The following is an 18,589-nucleotide window of genomic DNA, read 5'->3' as shown; positions in this document are numbered from 1 at the left end:
TCTCAGGCTTCCCTGAACTCGGTGCGCGCCAGTCCGTTGTCGAGATTGATCGTCGTGCGCAGGCGCATGCGCTCGGGCGTCGGCGTCATGATCAGCACGGCGTCGATCTCGATCTTCAGGCCGGTCTTGTCGCCGAGGTTGACCGTGACTTTCGTCGCGCTCTCCTTCAGCCGCGGCTCGAATGCGGCGAGCACGGCGCGGATCTCGCGTGCCAGAACATCGCGATCGAAGTCGCGCGACGACCGGCCGGAGAAGGACGGCACGCCATAATTGACAACGCTGCGGCGCACCTCCGGAAAGTCGGCCAGCGATGTCGGACGGTCGGTCATCTGCTCGGCCTCGAGATCGGATAGCAGCGGCGCGGATTCGAAACGCTCGGTGTTGAACAGCGCCTCGATGTCGCGCCGCACGGCCTCGCGCAGCACATCGGGCGACACCACGATGCCTCGGCTTTCAAGCTCGCCACGGTGCCGGTTCTGAAACGCCAGCCGGTGCAGCCGGCGCTTCTGATCGGGGTTCAATGCGTCATCGGCGTCGATGCGCCTCGGTCCGTCTGCCAGCAGCTCGTCCAGGCGCTCTGCGCCAAGCTCCTCCTGCAGAGCCTGCCTGAGCCCGTCTATCTCCGAGCTCAGGCCCGGCAGATCGTTGACGAGGCGGTCCCACAGCGAAGGCTGTACCGCCTCGCGCTTGGCCCGTGAACCGCCCGCCTGTACCTTGTCGGCGGCAGGGCGCTTTGCTCGCCCGTCACTTGCCGACATAGACATCCATTTCGGCTTCGTCATTGTCGTCATAGACGAACTTGATCTTCTTGTAGGCGAAGGAGACTTCCTCCTGGATCAGGTCGGCTTCATCATCGGCCTGCGACATGTCGTATTCCATGATCGAGGCGTCGGTCAGGGTAACGACCAGATAGTCCTTGCTCTCGCCGTCGATGGTCCGCCGCGCGGAGAATTTGACCTCGTCCAGCGCCTTGTTTTCGAACAGGGCCTTGGCCAGGTAGGGTGAGGCCTTGTCATAGTGCTTGGTGAACTTGATCATGCCCATCGACACGCGGCCTCGGCGCGAGAGGGAATTGGGGTCGTAGGGCGCGACCATCTTGTAATCGACGCCATGGATTTCGATCTCGTCGTCATGGCCGTCGCGCGTGCTGGGCCCCTTGATATCCGGAACTTTCAGAAAACCGTCGATCTTCATTGTGGGCATTTTCGTTCTCCACCGCTTTCAAACAAAGGTTGGTTGCTGCAATCAGGTCTTCACGGACGGCAATTCCGACACCAGCCTGAGTGAGGCGTTGATGCCCTCCAGCTGGTAGTGCGGGCGCAGATAGAAGCGGGCGTTGTAGTAGCCCGGCCGGCCCTCCACGCTGTCGACCTGCACCTCGGCGGCGGCAAGCGGACGCTTGGCGCGCGCCTTGTCGTCGGCGAAGGCCGGGTTGGCCAGCACGTACCGGTTGATCCATTCGGTCAACCAGATCTGCATGTCGGTGCGTTCCTTGAACGAGCCGACCTTGTCGCGCGCAATCGCCTTGAGGTAGTGGGCGAAGCGCGAGACCGGGAACAGATAGGGCAGGTTGGCGGAGAGCCGCTCGTTGGACTGGGCGTCGGGGTCGACCAGGCGGCCCGCCCGCGTCTCATCGTCCTGCAGCGAATGGGCGCCGATGAAGGCCGCGAGATCGGTGTTCTTGCGGTGCAGGATCGGCATCAGCCCGAGCTTGGCCAGTTCCGCTTCGCGCCGGTCGTCGATGGCGACTTCCGTCGGGCACTTCATCGCAATCGAGCCGTCATCGGTCGGGAATGAGTGCACCGGCAGGTTGAGCACCGTGCCGCCATTCTCGACGCCGCGGATCTGCGTGCCCCAGCCATAGAGCTTGTGGCTGCGGTTGATGTTGACGCCCATCGGGAAGGCGGCGTTCATCCAGACATATTTGTTGTGATCGCCCTGCACTTCCTCCTCGAAGGAGAAGCCCTTGACCGGCACGGTCTCCGAGCCGTAGGGCAGCCGCGCCAGCACGCGCGGCATGGTCAGCCCGATATAGCGCGCATCCTCGCTCTCGCGCAGCGATTGCCACGAGGCGTAGGCCGGGTTGGAGACGATCTGCTGCAGGTCCTGCGGGTTGGGCAGTTCCTGCCAGCTGTCCATGCGGAACAGCCGTGGCGAGGCGGCGGCGATGAACGGCGTGTGCGCCGAGGCGCAGATGCCGGAGATGTTGCGCAACAGGCCGACGTCGCGCGGGTGGTTGGAGAACTCGTAGGCGCCGATGACGCAGCCGATCGGTTCGCCGCCGAGCATCGAATACTCGTCGGTGTAGACCTTCTTGAAGATCGGGCTCTGGTCCCACATCTGGCCTTCATAGTCTTCGAGCGTATCGGCCAGCTGCTCCTTGGAAATGTTCATCACCCGGATCTTCAGCTTCTGATCCGTCTCGGTGTTATTGATGAGATACCAGAGGCCGCGCCAGGTGCCTTCCATCTGCCGCACTTCCGGCGCGTGCAGGATTTCGTTGACCTGGGTCGTCAGCATCTTGTCGATGCCGGCGATCAACGACTTGATCGACTTGATCGAGTTGGACGAAATCGTCGTCGTCTCGGAGCGCGACTGCGCCGCCAGCGCCAGGTTGCGAACCAGCTGCTGCAGCTTCTCGCTGTCGTCCTTCTTGACCTTGAAGTCCTTCTCCAGCAGCTGGCTGAATTCACCGAGATCGACGGCCTCGGCCTCGGCGACGGATGCTGCGGTCTTTTGCTGTTCGGCCATGATCTATTCCTCACCCTTGTCGTCGGACAGCGCCTGGGCGGCGATCTGGCCAAGCAACGGCTGGTTGTTCAGCAATTGGGCTATGCGCTTTTCGGCATCGACGCGGCCGTCCATGAAGCCGAGCAGCTCCTCGAGCTGGCGCCGCATCTTGAGGATTTCGGCCAGTTGCGGGACCTGTTCGGCGATCTTGTCGGGGGCGAAATCGCCCATCTTGGTGAAGGTCAGGTCGAGCGCCAGTTCTTCGTCGCGCTCCTGTCCCTCGGCCTGCGGCAGCGTGTTCTTCACCCGCGCCTTGACCCTGGGTCCCAGCGCTTCCATGAATTTGGGGAAGCGGTTGGCATCGGTCTCGACAAAGGAACGGTCGAGCACCGTCTTGGACGCTTCCCTGGTCTGCGATGCGCCCGACAGGTCGGCCATCACGCCCATGACGAACGGCAGTTCGATCGTCGTCGGGCTGCCGTAGGTTTCGACATCGTAGGCGATCTGCACGCGCGGGGCGCGATTTCGCTCGATGACCTTCGCTTTGCTTTCGGCTGGCATGTGTTGCTACCTTTCATCCTTCTGGGCAGTCTTCTTGGCGTCGGGAACGCCGGCGAGCAGCCGGAATTCCTTGAGCCCCGACGGGGCGAGGTCTTCCATCAGTTCAACGAAATCCATGTGCACCATCCTGCGCACCCGGCGGGCGAGATGCGGGATCGGACTCGAGGGCTCGGTGCGGTCGTAGAACGCGACCACAAGGTCGAGGCACTTCACCACATCGTCGCGCGAGGAAATCCTGTCCGGGAGCCCCGCACCGGTCTCCGCGTAGCTTGCCATCGTCTCGGCTCCATGACCGTTTCTGACCGGCGCGGCCGGGCTTGCCGGGGGAGCAGCCGGGCTGGCAGCCCCCTTCGTCGCTGCCTCTTCCGTGGTCTCGACCGCCGTGTTGCGTTCCAGCGTCGTCAGCACGCGCTGCAAAAATCGTTTCAGGTCCGGGACGGCAGCCCCGTTGCCGTCAAGACGGGCATTCAGGGCCGTATCGACCGCGTCGAGCGCCTCGATCGCTGCGTGCGCCCCGGCGATGAGCGCTGTCATCTGTTCACCGGCCTGGTCCTGATGGGCGGCACAACCGCTGCCCACCCGGTTCAGGAGCTGTCCGTGCGCGCTGACCAGCGCTGCCTTCTCCGTGGCATTCAATCCCGACGCCGCTTCCTGAAGCATGACGCGATCGTCGAGCGCACCCTGTTCGAGATCGCGTCCGCTGATCGGCCCGATGGGACGCGGCGCGAAGAAGACCATCTGCCTGAGGTTCGCCAGCAGGCCTTCCTGGCCGTTCTGCAGGTCGGCCAGCGCGTTGAGGCGGCGCAAGGCGGCGTCGCGCGGCTGGCCGCCGGGACGCAGCGCCGGGTGCATCGTCTCCCAATGCGTCTCGAAGGTCCTTGCAATCAGGGTCAGGCCCTGTGCCAGTCCGGCCAATCCCTCTTCATTGGCCAGCGCCCGGGCGACAATGACAAGCAGGCGCAGGTCGCGGCCATGCGAACGCAACTCCTCGGCCTTGCCGAGCACGGCAGGCCAGTCGACCGGAATGGTCGATTGCGCGGCTGGCTTGTTGCGCCCGTCATGGACGACCTTGACCTGCGGCTCCGTGAGCCGCTCCAGCTCATGAAAAGCCGGATCGTTGCGCAAGTCTTCGCCTGACGGATTTTCACCGTCCAGCGGAGCAAGCCAGAGTGCGAGATCGATCACAGATACCCCCGGCGACCGGCTCTAAAACCGTACGTGACCCAACGTTAGCACACGGTTGCATATTCCCACAATTCGCCATCCGCTCAAAAGTTAATGAGCGCTAATGAATGTCGGTGCAACTGCGCCTCGAATGGCGCAATTCATGGCGCGCCTGCCCAACCTCGTATGTGAAGCGCATCGCATAGGATTAGAAAAAATCGTGGTTGTCTGCATTTGGCGGTGCGGGACTCTCCACAAAGAGAAAGGCCGGCTGCATCAAGCGCTTTGTCAAGCGGCTGCTTATGTGGCAGGCTGTCGACGGGCAGATTGCAGGAGCACGTTCGATGGAACAGCGCCGGTCGTCGCAGGGGTTCAAACGCAAGGAACTGGTTGGCAAGCTCAATCCGGTCTGCCTGCGCGCCTTCAAGGCCGCCGCCGACAGCGCCAAGCTGCGCGGCAATCCTTACGTCGAACTCGTCCATTTCATAGAACAACTGGTGCTGTCCGAGCGTTCGGATGTGCAGATGATCATTGCCGATGCCGGCGTCGATGCCAGCCGGCTTACCAGCGAAATGACCCGCGCCGTCGACAAGCTGCCCTACGGCGCCACCTCGATCGAGGAATTTTCCGACCACATTTTCCACGCCATCCAGGAAGCCTGGAACCTGGCGACGCTGGAATTTGGCATGGAGGAGGTCCGCAGCGCCTATATCGTGCTCGCCTGCCTGAAGACGCCGGTGCTGGAAGGCCTGATGGCGAAGATCAGCGGCGAATTCGACAAGATCGACGCCGACGGGGTCATCGCCCGCTTTGCCGAGGTGGTGGACGGTTCGCTCGAAGCCGGCGCCACGGCAGCAGTGGCTCCCACCGCGGAGGCGCCGCGGCGAGCTCCGGGCGGGGATTCCGCGCTGGCCAAATACGCCACAGACCTCACCCAGCGCGCCCATGAAGGCAAGATCGACCCGGTCGTCGGCCGAGACCCGGAGATCCGGCAGATCATTGATATCCTGATGCGGCGCCGGCAGAACAACCCGATCCTGACCGGCGAGGCCGGTGTCGGCAAGACCGCGGTGGTCGAGGGCTTTGCCCTGCGCATCGCCCAGGGCGACGTGCCGCCGCCGCTGCAAGGCATCAGCGTGCGCATGCTCGACATCGGCCTGATGCAGGCCGGGGCCAGCGTCAAGGGCGAGTTCGAGAAGCGCCTGAAGGCGGTCATCGACGAGGTCCAATCCTCCGAGACGCCGGTCATCCTGTTCATCGACGAGGCGCACACGCTGATCGGCGCCGGTGGTGCCGCCGGAACCGGCGACGCCGCCAATCTCTTGAAGCCGGCGCTGGCGCGCGGCGAATTGCGCACCATCGCCGCAACCACCTGGGCCGAATACAAGCAGCACATCGAAAAGGACCCGGCGCTGACCCGCCGTTTCCAGGTGGTCAAGATCGACGAGCCGTCGGAAGCGGTCGCCGTGCTCATGCTGCGCGGTGTAGCCGGCGTGCTCGAACAGCATCACGAAGTGCAGATCCTGGACGAGGCGATCGAGGCGGCGGTCGGCCTGTCGCATCGCTACATCCCGGCGCGGCAATTGCCCGACAAGGCGGTCAGCCTGCTCGACACCGCTTGCGCCAGGGTGGCGATCTCGCAGCATGCGACGCCGGCCGAGGTCGAGGACATTTTGCGGCGCCGCCAGGCGCTCGAGGTCGAAAGCGGCATCATCGGCCGCGAGGCCGCGATCGGCATCGAAGTAACTGACCGGCAGGCGCGGGTCGAGGCCGGGCTCGCTGAGACCGGGACCATGCTCGCCGCCGCCGAGGAGCGCTGGGAGCGCGAAAAGGCGCTGGTTGCCGAGATCCTCGAACTGCGCGCGCGGCTGCGCGGCGACGGCGTGCCGCTCGATGCGGTGGCGACAGCCGAGACCGATGCCGAACCAGCAGCGCCGGACGAAGAAAAGACCAAGGTACCGAAGGCCGAGACGCCCAAGGCCGAGACGCCCAAGGCCGGAACGTTCAAGCCTGAAAAGCCGAAGGCCAAAGCGTCCGAGACCGAAGCGCCGGCTGCCGAAGCTGCGCCGTCAGATCCTGTCGCCGATCTGGCGCGGCTGCGTGAACTCATGGCCGAGCTTGCCACCGCGCAAGGCGAGACGCCGCTGATCCTGCCATCGGTCGACCGCAATGCGGTAGCTGCCGTGGTTCAGGACTGGACCGGCATCCCGACGGGACGGATGCTGTCCAGCCAGACCGAAAAGGCGCTCAAGCTCGCCGACACTTTGTCCGAACGAGTCGTCGGCCAGGATCACGCCATGGAGATGATCGCCAAGCGCGTGCAGACCAGCCGCGCCGGGCTCGGAGCGCCGGAAAAGCCGGTCGGCGTGTTCCTGCTCTGCGGCCCCTCCGGTGTGGGCAAGACCGAGACGGCCCTGGCGCTGGCCGAGACGCTCTATGGCGGCGAGCAGAACCTGATCTCGATCAACATGTCCGAATTCCAGGAGGCGCACACCGTCTCGACGCTCAAGGGCGCACCGCCCGGCTATGTCGGCTACGGCAAGGGTGGCATTCTCACCGAGGCCGTGCGCCGAAAACCCTATTCGGTGATCCTGCTCGACGAGGTCGAGAAGGCGCATCCCGACGTCCACGAGATCTTTTTCCAGGTCTTCGACAAGGGCATGATGGATGACAGCGAGGGAAGGCGCATCGACTTCAAGAACACGCTGATCCTGCTGACGTCCAATGTCGGCTCCGAAGTCATCATGGAGCGGACCGGCAACGGCACGGTGAGGACAGGGCTCGACGGCCTCGATGCTGCCCTGCGCGCTCCACTGCTGAAGGTGTTTCCAGCGGCCTTCCTCGGCCGCGTCGTGACCATCCCTTACTATCCGCTCTCGGATTCGATGATCGAGGCCATCACCCGCCATCAGTTCGGCAAGATCGCGCGGCGGCTGCGCGCCAGCCACGACGCCGAACTGGTGATCGGCGACGGCGTCATGGCGCTGGTCAAGGCGCGCTGCACCGAAATCGAGTCCGGTGGCCGCATGATCGACGCCATCCTCACCAACACGCTGCTGCCGGAACTCAGCCGCGGCGTGCTGAACCGGTCGCTCGACGGCGAGAAGATGACCAAGGTGACCGTCAGCGCTTCCACCGACGGGTTTGCCTATTCGTTCGAATAGTCAGGCCTGACTGCTCGGCTCCGTCTCGGCGCGGATCAGCTTGATGTCGGCGCCGGCTGCCCAGGCGCCGATATCCTCGCGCCGCAACGCCGCCGCCGTCATGTCGGGAAACAGGTCCGGCGTGCAGGCGAAGACCGGTATGCCAAGTGCCGCGACCGAAGCCGACATCGCCGGATCATAGCCCGGCCGGCCCTGATCGGTCAGCGCCAGCAGCACGATGACATTGACGCCGGACCGGACCAGCGCCGCAAGCCGCCGCAGCAAGTCCTGGCCGTTGCCGCCCTCATAGAGGTCGGTGATCAGCACGAAGTGGGATTTGGTCGGCCGCTCGATGCGGTCGGCGCAATAGGCGACCGCCTGGTTGATGTCGGTGCCGCCGCCGAGCTGCACGCCAAACAGCACCTCGACCGGGTCGCTGAGCTCTTCGGTCAGGTCGACGATGGCCGTGTCGAAACAGACCAGCTTGGTGCGCACGACCGGCAGCGACGCTATCACCGCGGCGAAAATCGAGGCGTAGATCACCGAGCTCGCCATCGAGCCGGACTGGTCGACGCACAGCACCACTTCGTCGAGATCGACCAGCCGGCGTTGCTTGCGCATGAAGCCGACCAGTTTTTCCGGCACGACGGTTTTGTGCTCAGGCTGGTAGTGGCGAAGATTGGCCGAGATGGTGCGCGGCCAGTCGATGTCGCGTTGGCGCGGCCGGTTGGTGCGTCGCGACTTGTCGAGCGCGCCACGGATCGCCTCGGCGGTCTTCTGCTCCAGCCGCTGCATCAGCTTGGCAACGATGTCGGCGATGATGGTGCGGGCGATATCCTTGGTCTTGGCCGGCATCACCGAACGCAGCGAGATCAGGTCGGCGACGAGATTGACGTCGGCCTCGATCGCCTTGAGGAATTCCGGCTCCATCAGCATCTGCTTCAGGTTCAGCCGCTCAAAGGCATCCTTCTGGACGATCTGGACCACCTGGGCGGGAAAGAAGGAGCGGATATCGCCCATCCATTGCGCCACGCGTGGCGCCGAGCGGCCGAGCCCGCCGCGCCGCTTGCGCGGGTCGGCATCGGCATTGGCGCCGTCGCCGTAAAGCGCATCGAGCGCCGAAGACAGTTTTTTGTCATCACTGGATAGGGCGGAGGAAGCCTCGTCATCGGCGCCGATCGCCAGCCGCCAGCGGCGCTCGCGCCCGCTATCGGAGGATGCTGGGCCGGGTTCGGGCACTTCGGCTTCGTCATCCATTGTCACACTCCGCCCGCCAGCAATGGCCCAAGCCGCTCCAGGTGACGGCGCCAGCCCTCGCCGCCATCCCGCGCCGGCGTCAGGCCGGCCGGCAACCTTGCGGTGCGGCCGAGCACGGCCTCGATCAACCGCCGCCGCTCCATCGAGTCCAGATTGGAGAAGACGCGGCGCAGCAATGGCAGATGCGCGATGAAAGCGTCCTCGTCGAGCGATTTAAGCCACCCATCGACGGCGCCGCGCAGGCCCTCGTCGTAGATCAGCCGCTGGCCGGCAGTGCTGAAGAAACCTTCGAAGAACCCCGCTGCCTGGGCGACCGGCGTCCCCGGCGACAGCCTGCGTCCGAGTAGCCCGGCGGCGTCCTCTGCCGACAGTTGGCCGGCTTCATAGAGCAGATGCGCGGCGCAGCCGGCGAGCAGCGCCGTCGAGCGCGGACCTTCCAGCACGCCGGTCAGGCCGTTGCGCCATGCATCGAGCACGCCTTCGCCGGGCTCGACCAGCCGGATCGCCGCGTCGGCCTTGCGCACAGCACCGACCAGCGTGGTGGCGGCCTGCTCGTCCAGGTCGCGCACCGCATAGGGCAGCGCGATCGCGCCTTCGACGATCAGCCGTTCCAACAAACCGGACAGCCGGTTGGTTTCGGTCTTGCGCGCCTCGCCGTAACGGATGATGTCGGCAAGCGGCGGCACCGAGGCCAGCATCTCCAGGCATTCGCTGCTGTGCGCTGCGCGCGCCTCCAACGCTACAAGGCCGGCGCTCGCGGCCTCCGACAGATCCGCCGTAATGGCGCTCTGGACAAGGGCGGCAAGCGTGTCGAGGCTCGCGGCCGCACCGAGCATCTGGATCAGGCGGCCATTGGCGGCCTTTTCGATAGTCGGGCCGTAGATCAGGTTCTCGACCAGGCGCACGGCATATTCCGGCTCCCAGGCCAGCGTCCATTTTTCGCGAAAGGTGCCGCGGCTGCGGCCGGCGTCGGCCAGCCTGCCCCATTGCACGCCAAGCACGTTCAGCCGGTGCAGCAATGTCGAACGAAACAGTCCGCTTTCGCTGCGCAGATCGACCGACAGCTCGCGTTCCAGCGCCTCCGGCTTCAGCCGCGCCGCCTTCTGGTTCCGCTGCAGGTCCTCGATCAGCGGCGCCAGCGGCGTGTCGGGCGGAATCTCGCCGACATCCGCGCCCAAAAGCAGCTCGGCCTCGACCAGCGCCCACAGCACCGCTTCGCCGTTGAACAGCGCCGCGATCGCGGCATCGCGCAATTCCTCGAAGCCGGGCTTCGGCCGCTCGCGAATGGCAGCCAGTGTGCGCGCAAGCCGCTCGGCCTCGATCAGCGACGCGGTCGACACCAGATGGCCCTTCGCCCGCAGCACCGCCGCGATCGTCGCCAGCCACAGCGTCGCGGCGTCGCGCCGCCCTCGTGTGCGCCACAGATGCTTGCACCAGCCGGGCGCGACGACGCCAGCGCCATAACCATAGCCCAGCGCAAGACGCGGCCCGGTCCATGGCGCCCATGTCATGATGCCTTTGCGCCGGGCAATTCCCTTGATCAGCACCTGGTCGTTCTTCTGCGTGTGCGCGGCCTGCAGGGCCGGCACATGCCATGCGCCGCAGACGACGGCGATCGGTCCGGCGAATTCCTTGCGCGCGGCAGCGATTTCCAATCGCATATGCGCTTCACGCTTGGCCTCGAACGGCGCGATCGCACCTTCGCCGTCGCGCAGCGTCGTCATCGCATCGGTGATGGCAGCGAAGATTGGACCCGGCTGCGGATTCTGCTCGATAATGTCGGCCCACCAGCTTTCGCCATCTTCATAGCCGGCGGCCGCAGCCAGCGTGCCGATCGGGTCGCGATGCGATGCGGGCTCGCCATCCTCACCGGTTTCGTCCTTGGGTTCGGGCTTGTCGGCGTCAGCCGTTTTGTCGGTGTCGTCGGTTGCCGGTGCCGCGAACCGTGCCGATGACGGCAGGTCGATGAACCGCAATGCCGCCTTGTTCTCCACCGCCCACACCGCCGCCTGGTATTCCGGCGAGAACTCGGCGAACGGCCAGAAACTTGTCGCGGCCGGGTCGTCCTCGGGGTAGCAGAGCAGCGCCACCGGCGGCTGCATCTGCGGGCGCGCCAGCAATGGCAGCAGGGCGGACGCGTCGCTCGGCCCTTCGATCAGCACCGCGACCGGCTGCAAGTCCCGCAGCGCCTGCACCAGGCTGTCGGCGGAGCCCGGCCCGTGATGGCGGATGCCGAAATAGGCGACGTCGCTCATGACCTCAGATCGCTGCGTTCAGTGCCGCGTAATAGCCGGCATAGTCCGGCCGCTTCTTGAGCACCGTTTCGAGATATTCCTCCAGCACCACCTTGTCCTGCACCGGGTCCTTGACGATCGCTCCGACAAGGCTGGCGGCGAGGCCTTCGGCGCCGAGTTTGCCGCTGTCGAACCACGCCGCCTGGCTGAGGCCGCCGACCATGGTGGCGATCGCCTCGGCGGTCGACAATGAACCCGAAGGCGTCTTCAGCGTCACCTTGCCGTCAGCGGTTGCGCCCGAGCGCAGCTCGCGGAAAATGGTCAGCACGCGCGCAATCTCCTCGCCGACATTCTTCGGCACCGGCAGGTCGAGGCCGCCGGCCATCTCGTCGACCCGCTTGGAGACGATCGCCACCTCTTCGGCCATGTCTTCGGGCAGCGGCAGAACCACCACATTGAAGCGGCGCTTGAGCGCCGAGGACAGTTCGTTGACGCCCTTGTCGCGATTGTTGGCGGTGGCGATGATGTTGAAGCCGCGCTGGGCATAGAGCGAGGTGTTGAGCTCCGGGATCGGCATCATCTTTTCCGACAGCACGGTGATCAGCGTGTCCTGCACGTCCGAGCCCATGCGCGTCAGTTCCTCTAGCCGGCATAGCTTGCCGCTCTCCATGGCGCGGTAGAGCGGCGTCGGCACCAGCGCCTCCTGGCTCGGCCCTTTGGCCAAAAGCTGCGCATAGTTCCAGCCGTAGCGGACCTGGTTCTCGTCGGTGCCGGCCGTGCACTGCACGATCAGCGTCGAGTTGCCCATGATGGCGGCGGCGAGATGTTCCGACACCCAGGACTTGGCGGTGCCGGGAACGCCGAGCAACAGCAGCGCGCGGTCGGTAGCGAGTGTCGCCACCGCGGTTTCCATCAGCCGGCGGCGACCAACATATTTCGGCGATATCACGGTGCCGTCGCTTGCCTTGCCGCCGAGCAGATAGGTCAGCACGGCCTTCGGCGACAAGCTCCATCCGGCCGGCTTCTGGCGTTCGTCGTTGCGCGCCAGCGCCTGCAGTTCAGCGGCATAGGCCTGCTCGACAGGGAGGCGGATGGCTGCGTTCATGGTGCTGTTCTCCGGATTGTCATGGGTTGGTTCCCGTCAGGGCCGCGTTGAGGCGCAGGAAAGCGAGCGAGGCTGCCGCCGGCGGCATGCCGGCCGCAACGACATGCTCGATCAATTTTTCCGCTGTCGCCGCAGTGGCCAGAAAGCCCAAAGTTTCCAACAGGTCGTCGACGGTTCGCTTCATCGCGTCATCATTGCCGGCGACAGCCGAACGCAATGCCGCCAAGCTCTGGCCGTTCGTCAGGTCGGGCCAATCCAGCCAGTTGGCTTCGAAGCCCTCGGCAAGGGTGAGCGTGCTAACATACTGCGGCGTATCTTTCAGGATCAATCTGACCAGGACACGCTTCCTGCGGCTATCCAGGCGCGGTGTCAGGTGCAGCACGAACAGTGCCGGCTTGCCACCCTCGGCGATCAGCGTGTCGGCCATCTGCGTTACGGCAGCGTCGCTGCCCGACGCTGCCACCATTCGTGAGATCTGGATGTCCGCATTTTTGTCGGCACCGAATTGCCAGGTTGCAATGAAATCGGATTCGCTGACCCCAAATCGGGAAGCGAGGTCGACCAGGTTGCAGGTCTCGAACAATTCGGCGCGGCGCTTTTCTTGCGCAGCCGATTTGAGTTTTGCCGGCGTGTAGGTGGTGCGGCGGCGGATGAAGCCGGATTTGCCTTCTGTGATGAAGGCGGCGAGTTCGGCAACGGGGTCGTCGGCTCCGTCGTTGCCCGGCCGGCCATGCTCGCCCAGCCTTGCCAGCAGCCGGCCTGCCAGCTCCTGCACCTTGCCGGAGCGGTCGGTTGCCAGGCTTTTCAGGAATGGCGCGTCCGTGGGCGTCAGGTTGCAATGCATGAGTTCGATGAGCGCCAGCCGGACTTCAGCCGGCTCGCCCGTCGCCTTGGCTTCCATCAGGCTGCGGGCCGTGGCCGGATCGCGACGGCGCATCTCGGCCAACGCGATACGGCGCGCGGCGGGGTAAAAGTCATCCCAGTTCTGCGCCGTCAGCTGCTCCTGCGGGGCAATCTTCAGCCCTTCGACGCTGGCCTGCCAGTCGATCCACGGCGCATAGATGTCAGGGCTGTTCTGGTCTGATGCCGACGGCATCCAGTCCATCGGATGCAGCACGTAGCCGCGGCTGGCGACGAGCGTCGCGACACGCGACTTGCGCTGCGCATCGGCGGCGTTCTTCAGGGCCGCCCGCAACAGCGGCCGCAACCGCTCCGGCAGCAGCGGCAGGCCAAGCCTCGGCAGCGGCGGGCGCCGCTTCAGCGTCTTCGGCGCCGACGGCCGCAGGCCGACATCGAGCGCCTGCGCCGCGATCGCCAGCAGACGTCGCTCCCGTTCGTCTGGGCTTGCGCCACCCGCGATCTCCTTCCATGCGGTTGGCGCCAGATCGAACGCGGTTCCGCCGGTGATCCAGCAGTCGCGCATCGTCGCCAGGCCGGTTAGTTCGAGCTCGTTCATGACAGATCGAGCCTCCCGAAGCCGCTTTGCGCGGCCAGCAGATCGAGCCGCGCGCCGTTCCAAAGCGCTGCCGTGGCCGCGAGGTCGAGGCCAAGCACGGTCTGATCGACGGTCCCGCTAACAGGCAGGGCGGTCCCTTGCGGGTCGTGCGCCGCTTGCCACCAGGCGGTGCCGCGCTCATCGAGCAGGATCGCGCCGGCAGGCAGCATCAGCGGGCTATCGGTCGACCAGGGCGCTGCGTCCTGGTGCGCCGCATGCGCCGCGAGCGGGTCCTTGACAGCGTCGAGGCCGAAATCCGGCCAGGCGCCCGACACGACGTCGCCCTTGCGCTCCGCCACCAAGGCCCGCAGTGGCTGGCGCGACGGGTAGAATACCAGGCGGGCGTGGAACCGGTCACCGGGCGTGAACGCCGCCGAGCGGCGGCCGGCCGAAGCCGGAAAGAAATCGAGCAGCAGCCCAAACTGCGGCGTCGGGCTTTTCAGATCGAGCAGCCAGGTCGAATGGCTGACGAGACCGTCGCGGCGGGTCTCGATCTTCTCGCCGACGACCTCCCAATGGCTGTCGACCTGCTTCGCGTCGGGACTGGACAGAACCTGGTCGCGGGTTTCGGACGCCGACACCAGTCGCTTCAGCTCGGGATCGTCGGGCGCCGAGCGCCAGGCTTTGGCCAGCAGCACCAGCTTGCCGAGTTCGCGGATCGCCGCGTCCGGCCGTTCCTCGCTGCGCAGCGCCATTAGCCGGGCCGGGATTTCGTCGATGCGTCCGGCAAGCGCCGTCGCCTTCATGTCGACAAGCCGCGCCGCAATGCGGCGGCAGCGCTCGCTGCTGGCGTCGGCAAAGGCGGAAAGGCCGAGCCGCAGCTGGTCGGCAATCCACTGGTCGAGTTCGTCCAGCGCGCCTGCCACCGCGGTGCGCGTATCTTCCGCCCGCTTGCGCTGCGCCGTCTCGCGGCGCTCCGCCGCGGCGGCGTCATCGACGGTGCTTTCCTCCGCCTGCGAGGCCTCGCCAATGCTCTTGCCAGACGCGCCCCTGCCAGGCTTTGCGTCGACCGGCGGGGGCGCAGTCTTCCTGCGCCGGCCAAGCCAGTCATTGACCCATTCCGGCGTTGTTTCGGCTGATGTGAAGCTGGCCGGCGCCGTGGCGGCGATCCACATCAGCGCCAGCGTGTGCTTGCAGGGAAATTTTCGCGACGGGCAGGTGCATTTGTAGCCGTGGTCGCCGGTGTCGACGACGGTGCGATAGGGGTTGGATCCCGAGCCCTGGCATTCGCCCCAGATCAGCGCCTGCTGCTCGTTCTTCTCCAGCCGCGGCCAGTTCGAGCGCTTGGTGAGCTTCGAGGCGGCGCTTAGCGACGCCTGATCGGGGGCCAGCGCCTCGATGGTTTTCAGTTCGAATTCCAAGCCGCGCCTCTTGTCACCCCAAATCAATGCCTGGCATCAATATAGGGTGCCGTTTGTGAAGGATTGTTGTGGCCCCGGCAAGACGAAGATAGCGCAGATCAGTACAACGGCGTGGCCATATGCCGGGGCGTCGGCCATTGCGCCGTGATCTCGGGCTGCACCGGGCGCTCGAGATAGGTCGACAGCACGACATAGCTTCGCGTCGAGGTGACGCCGGGCGTTTCGTAGAGACGCGCCAGCAGGCCTTCGAGCGCCCTGGTGTCCTCGGTGCGGACCTTCAGAAGCATGCAGGTGTCGCCGGCCACCGAATGGATTTCCTCGACCTCAGGATATTGGGAGACGGCCATCAGCTCCGGTGTCTTGCCCCAGCCCTTGGTATCGATATGCACGAAGGTGAGCAGCGGCTTCTTCACCGCCTTCGGGTCGATGATCACAGCGGTGCCGCGGATGGCGCCGCTGCGCCGCAGGCGCTTGACCCGCTCATGCGCCGCCGGCGGCGACAGGCAGACGCGTTCGCCAAGTTCGGCGTAGCTGATCGTCGCATCCTCGACCAGCACGCCTAATATTTTTCGGTCGATTGCGTCGAGCTCTCGGGGAGCTACCTTGTTCTGCAGAACCCCATCTGTTTCTTCGTCCATATCGAAATTCCTTGTTGTCGCGGAATTCAGTTCGGCCATTATGACCCGATGACGAACGCGCATCAAGCTGCAACGCTCCATCAGCCGATCCCGGCGCTGGCCTATCTCCTGACCGGCTGCATCGCCGTCATCGGCTCGAACTCGCTGGTCCTGGGTCCAATTGCTCCGGCAGTCGCCGCATCCTTCGGCACCAGCGTGCCGGCGGTGATGGCCGCGTCGGCCGCCTTCGGCCTCGGCACTTCCGCCAGCGCGTTGTTCCTCGCCCGCTATATCGACGGCGTCGGCGCCCGCCGCATGCTGCAGGGCGCTCTGCTGTTGCTGGCGGTCGGCCTTCTCGCCAGCGCGCTGGCGCCGACGGTGATCATGCTGGTCGCGGCCCAGGCCGTCGCCGGCATCGCCGCGGGCGTCGCCATGCCGGCCATCTATACCAGTGCAGCGGCAATTGCGCCGCCCGGCCGTGAAAGCGGCACGATCGGCGTCGTGCTGACCGGCTGGACGGTCTCCATGGTGGCCGGCGTGTCGCTGTCGGCCGTGCTTGCCGATCTCGTGCACTGGCGCGCCGTCTTCGCCGCCGTCGCGGTGCTTTCCGCCATTGCGCTTGCTGCCTTGTCGATGACCTCGCTCAGCGACGTCAGGAAGGGCGGCCCGGCGCCGTCGCCGTTCGTTGCGCTGGCCATTCCGGGGATCGTGCCGCTGCTCATCGCCTGCACCGCCTTCATGACCGCTTTTTACGGCGTCTACGGCTATCTCGGCGATCATCTGCACCAGGATCTGGGCGAGCCCGTCAGCGCCAATGCGCTGGCCGCGCTCGCCTATGGCGCCGGCTTCGGCGCCGCGGCCTTCCTCGACGGCGTCATCGACCGCATCGGCGCACGGCGCGTCATGCCTTTCGCCTATCTGCTGGTCGCCGTCGTCTATGTCGCGATCGCGCTCGCAAGCAGCAATTTCGTGCTGATCCTGGCTATGATCGCCATCTGGGGCCTTGCCAATCATTTCGGCCTGAACGTGCTGGTGATGCGCCTTACCGCGCTCGATCCGTCGCGCCGCGGCACCATCATGGGCCTGAACAGCTCGGTCACCTACCTCGCCGTCTTCATCGGCACCACCAGCTTCGGGCCGCTTTATTCGACATTCGGCTTTGCCATCTGCGCGATCGTTGCCGCCGTGCTGATGCTGGTTGCGGCAGCAGCGGGGTCATGGCGGTCGCCGCCGCCCATCAAGCCGTAAAGCTTGCGTCCTCATCCCGTCCTTCGCTAGAGCTTGGCTTGCCATGCGAGCCCCGCCCGGATGAAGACGACGCTTGAAACCACTGCCGACCCCTCGTCAGACGACCTCGCCTTCCTGGCCGAGCGGCTGACGGCGTTCAATGACGGCGATGTCGGCCCCTCCGGCCGCAAGCCGATCGCGGTCTTCGTTCGTGACGAGCACGGCGCTGTCGTCGCCGGCATTTCGGGATACACCGCCTGGGGCTGGCTCTATGTGCAATGGCTGTGGGTCGACGAACGCCTGCGCGGCCAGCATATGGCCGGCGACATGTTGGACGCTGCCGAGCGCGAAGCAGTCGCCCGGGGCTGCCAGACCGCCTGGATCGACACGTTCAATCCGACAGCGGCCAAAGTCTATGAGCGGCAAGGCTACCGGCGTTTCGGCGAGCTGCCTGACTTTCCCATCGGCCGCAGCCGCATCTTCCTGCAGAAGAAGCTCTAACCTGCCAGCCGCCCGCCTTGCATCGGCCGCGGCACGCCGGTGGTGCTGGGAAAGCTGATCGGCAGGCCGCGCAGCACGCGCACGGCAAGGAAGGCAAAGCATTCGGCCTCCACCGCATCGCCTTTCCAGCCCAGTGTCTCGGCCTGCACCACCTCGACGTTGGCGCGCCTCGCCAGCATCGCCATCATCGTCGGGTTGCGGCGGCCGCCGCCACTGACCGCTAGGCGCTTCGGCCGGCGCGGCAACAAATCGAGCGCCTTGCCGACGGCCGAGACGGTGAAGGCCGTCAGCGTCGCCGCCCCATCCTCTGCGCTGAGGCCGTCGGCCATGGCGGCGCCGAAGTCGAAACGGTCGAGCGATTTCGGATAGGGCTTGGTCAGATACGGATGCTGGAGCAATTTGGCCAGCCGCACTTCATCGACGGTGCCGGCCGCGCCCAGTGCGCCGTCGCGGTCCATCTCGCCGAGGCCGTTTGCCTTGATGAAATCGTTGAGCGGCGCGTTGGCCGGGCCAGTGTCGAAGGCGACGATGTTGTCCTTGCCGTCCCACCAAGTGACGTTGCCGACACCGCCGAGATTGAGCACAGCGGTGTCCCCGCTGGCGTCGGCTTCCCTCAAAAGCGCCGCGTGGTAGGCAGCCGCCAGTGGTGCGCCCTGGCCGCCAGCGCGCACATCGTCCGAGCGGAAATCATAGGCGACCTTGGCGCCCAAAATGGAATGCATCAGCGCGCCATCGCCCAACTGGCGCGTATCGCCGCGCCGCCCGGGTTGCGGGGCACGATGCAGCACGGTTTGGCCGTGAAAACCGACCACGCCGATATCGCCTATGGTTAGGCCGTAGCTTTCGACAAGGTCCTTCACCGCCGCCGACTGCGCCCGCGTCAGCGCCTCCTCGGCTTCGGCAAAGATCGCCGGCTCGGGCCCGTCGAAATTCCACACCCGGGCCTGACGCAGCGTCTCCTCCAGCAAGGCACGGATCGCTGCGGGGTAGGGGGCCAGCGTATAGGTGCCGAAATCGGCGATCCGCTCGCCATCGGTCTTGATCAGCGCCACGTCGATATTGCCGTCAAGCACGGTGCCGGTCATCAGGCCGACGGCCCAGATTGGTTCCACGGTCGACTCCCTTGCGACACCGTTTGCGATTCCAACGCAATCACCTGTCGGACGGATTGTCTCGCCAGGCAAGACCCTGGCC

The 18,589-nt window shown here is 65.6% G+C and carries 15 protein-coding genes; 3 read left to right on the top strand and 12 right to left on the bottom strand.

What is annotated here, in order from left to right; translation table 11 throughout:
- Positions 1–2 precede the first annotated feature (2 nt).
- The 5 genes from tssE to tssA are packed head-to-tail and all read right to left on the bottom strand — an operon-like array spanning position 3 to position 4,476.
- Complete coding sequence (tssE, locus tag X728_RS165000; protein ID WP_023804372.1) at positions 3–758, bottom strand: type VI secretion system baseplate subunit TssE; 756 nt, start codon at positions 756–758, stop codon at positions 3–5.
- Positions 745–1,194 carry an Hcp family type VI secretion system effector gene (locus X728_RS165005; protein ID WP_023673716.1) on the bottom strand — a complete coding sequence of 150 codons (450 nt, stop codon included), beginning with the start codon at positions 1,192–1,194 and terminating at the stop codon, positions 745–747. The genes tssE and X728_RS165005 overlap by 14 nt, the downstream gene beginning before the upstream one ends.
- A gap of 51 nt (positions 1,195–1,245) precedes the next feature.
- Positions 1,246–2,751 carry a type VI secretion system contractile sheath large subunit gene (gene tssC, locus X728_RS165010; protein ID WP_023682611.1) on the bottom strand — a complete coding sequence of 502 codons (1,506 nt, stop codon included), beginning with the start codon at positions 2,749–2,751 and terminating at the stop codon, positions 1,246–1,248.
- Between the two features lie 3 nt (positions 2,752–2,754).
- Positions 2,755–3,291 carry a type VI secretion system contractile sheath small subunit gene (gene tssB, locus X728_RS165015; RefSeq protein ID WP_023673718.1) on the bottom strand — a complete coding sequence of 179 codons (537 nt, stop codon included), beginning with the start codon at positions 3,289–3,291 and terminating at the stop codon, positions 2,755–2,757.
- A 6-nt stretch (positions 3,292–3,297) separates the two neighbouring features.
- Positions 3,298–4,476, bottom strand: coding sequence for a type VI secretion system protein TssA (tssA, locus tag X728_RS165020; RefSeq protein WP_023830351.1), 1,179 nt, complete (start codon positions 4,474–4,476; stop codon positions 3,298–3,300).
- 323 nt (positions 4,477–4,799) lie between these two features.
- Between tssA and tssH the strand changes: the two genes are divergently transcribed.
- A complete protein-coding gene (gene tssH, locus X728_RS165025) occupies positions 4,800–7,619 on the top strand; it encodes a type VI secretion system ATPase TssH (RefSeq protein ID WP_023830350.1) in 2,820 nt (939 codons plus the stop codon).
- Here the strand turns inward: tssH and X728_RS165030 are convergent, their stop codons facing one another.
- The 6 genes from X728_RS165030 to X728_RS165055 form a co-directional block, all read right to left on the bottom strand.
- Positions 7,620–8,855, bottom strand: coding sequence for a VWA domain-containing protein (locus X728_RS165030; protein ID WP_023830349.1), 1,236 nt, complete (start codon positions 8,853–8,855; stop codon positions 7,620–7,622).
- Between the two features lie 2 nt (positions 8,856–8,857).
- The gene (locus X728_RS165035) at positions 8,858–11,110 is read right to left on the bottom strand and encodes a DUF5682 family protein (RefSeq protein ID WP_023830348.1); all 2,253 of its coding nucleotides are present in this window, start codon (positions 11,108–11,110) and stop codon (positions 8,858–8,860) included.
- A 4-nt stretch (positions 11,111–11,114) separates the two neighbouring features.
- Positions 11,115–12,194 carry an AAA family ATPase gene (locus tag X728_RS165040; RefSeq protein WP_023687038.1) on the bottom strand — a complete coding sequence of 360 codons (1,080 nt, stop codon included), beginning with the start codon at positions 12,192–12,194 and terminating at the stop codon, positions 11,115–11,117.
- A gap of 19 nt (positions 12,195–12,213) precedes the next feature.
- Complete coding sequence (locus X728_RS165045; RefSeq protein ID WP_023830347.1) at positions 12,214–13,650, bottom strand: DUF5691 domain-containing protein; 1,437 nt, start codon at positions 13,648–13,650, stop codon at positions 12,214–12,216.
- Entirely contained in the window at positions 13,647–15,050 is a 1,404-nt protein-coding gene (locus X728_RS165050; protein WP_023830346.1) for an SWIM zinc finger family protein, read from the bottom strand. The genes X728_RS165045 and X728_RS165050 overlap by 4 nt, the downstream gene beginning before the upstream one ends.
- Positions 15,051–15,148: 98 nt before the next feature.
- Positions 15,149–15,688, bottom strand: coding sequence for an Lrp/AsnC family transcriptional regulator (locus X728_RS165055; RefSeq protein WP_023687041.1), 540 nt, complete (start codon positions 15,686–15,688; stop codon positions 15,149–15,151).
- A gap of 48 nt (positions 15,689–15,736) precedes the next feature.
- Between X728_RS165055 and X728_RS165060 the strand changes: the two genes are divergently transcribed.
- Together X728_RS165060 and X728_RS165065 are read left to right on the top strand one after the other, a co-directional pair.
- Complete coding sequence (locus X728_RS165060) at positions 15,737–16,915, top strand: MFS transporter (RefSeq protein ID WP_023701530.1); 1,179 nt, start codon at positions 15,737–15,739, stop codon at positions 16,913–16,915.
- Between the two features lie 60 nt (positions 16,916–16,975).
- The gene (locus tag X728_RS165065; protein ID WP_023692175.1) at positions 16,976–17,395 is read left to right on the top strand and encodes a GNAT family N-acetyltransferase; all 420 of its coding nucleotides are present in this window, start codon (positions 16,976–16,978) and stop codon (positions 17,393–17,395) included.
- Here the strand turns inward: X728_RS165065 and X728_RS165070 are convergent.
- The gene (locus tag X728_RS165070; RefSeq protein WP_023709179.1) at positions 17,392–18,507 is read right to left on the bottom strand and encodes an anhydro-N-acetylmuramic acid kinase; all 1,116 of its coding nucleotides are present in this window, start codon (positions 18,505–18,507) and stop codon (positions 17,392–17,394) included. The genes X728_RS165065 and X728_RS165070 overlap by 4 nt on opposite strands.
- Positions 18,508–18,589: the final 82 nt, after the last annotated feature.

The sequence above is a fragment of the Mesorhizobium sp. L103C119B0 genome (assembly GCF_000502235.1).
Classification (GTDB): Bacteria; Pseudomonadota; Alphaproteobacteria; order Rhizobiales; family Rhizobiaceae; genus Mesorhizobium.
This window is presented reverse-complemented; position numbering and strand designations above follow the sequence as displayed.

Coding starts and splice junctions, on each gene's coding strand:
- tssE (WP_023804372.1), bottom strand. CDS start 758: ATGTCGGCAAGTGACGGGCGAGCAAAGCGCCCTGCCGCCGACAAGGTA.
- X728_RS165005 (WP_023673716.1), bottom strand. CDS start 1,194: ATGAAGATCGACGGTTTTCTGAAAGTTCCGGATATCAAGGGGCCCAGC.
- tssC (WP_023682611.1), bottom strand. CDS start 2,751: ATGGCCGAACAGCAAAAGACCGCAGCATCCGTCGCCGAGGCCGAGGCC.
- tssB (WP_023673718.1), bottom strand. CDS start 3,291: ATGCCAGCCGAAAGCAAAGCGAAGGTCATCGAGCGAAATCGCGCCCCG.
- tssH (WP_023830350.1), top strand. CDS start 4,800: ATGGAACAGCGCCGGTCGTCGCAGGGGTTCAAACGCAAGGAACTGGTT.
- X728_RS165030 (WP_023830349.1), bottom strand. CDS start 8,855: ATGGATGACGAAGCCGAAGTGCCCGAACCCGGCCCAGCATCCTCCGAT.
- X728_RS165035 (WP_023830348.1), bottom strand. CDS start 11,110: ATGAGCGACGTCGCCTATTTCGGCATCCGCCATCACGGGCCGGGCTCC.
- X728_RS165040 (WP_023687038.1), bottom strand. CDS start 12,194: ATGAACGCAGCCATCCGCCTCCCTGTCGAGCAGGCCTATGCCGCTGAA.
- X728_RS165045 (WP_023830347.1), bottom strand. CDS start 13,650: ATGAACGAGCTCGAACTAACCGGCCTGGCGACGATGCGCGACTGCTGG.
- X728_RS165055 (WP_023687041.1), bottom strand. CDS start 15,688: ATGGACGAAGAAACAGATGGGGTTCTGCAGAACAAGGTAGCTCCCCGA.
- X728_RS165060 (WP_023701530.1), top strand. CDS start 15,737: ATGACGAACGCGCATCAAGCTGCAACGCTCCATCAGCCGATCCCGGCG.
- X728_RS165065 (WP_023692175.1), top strand. CDS start 16,976: ATGAAGACGACGCTTGAAACCACTGCCGACCCCTCGTCAGACGACCTC.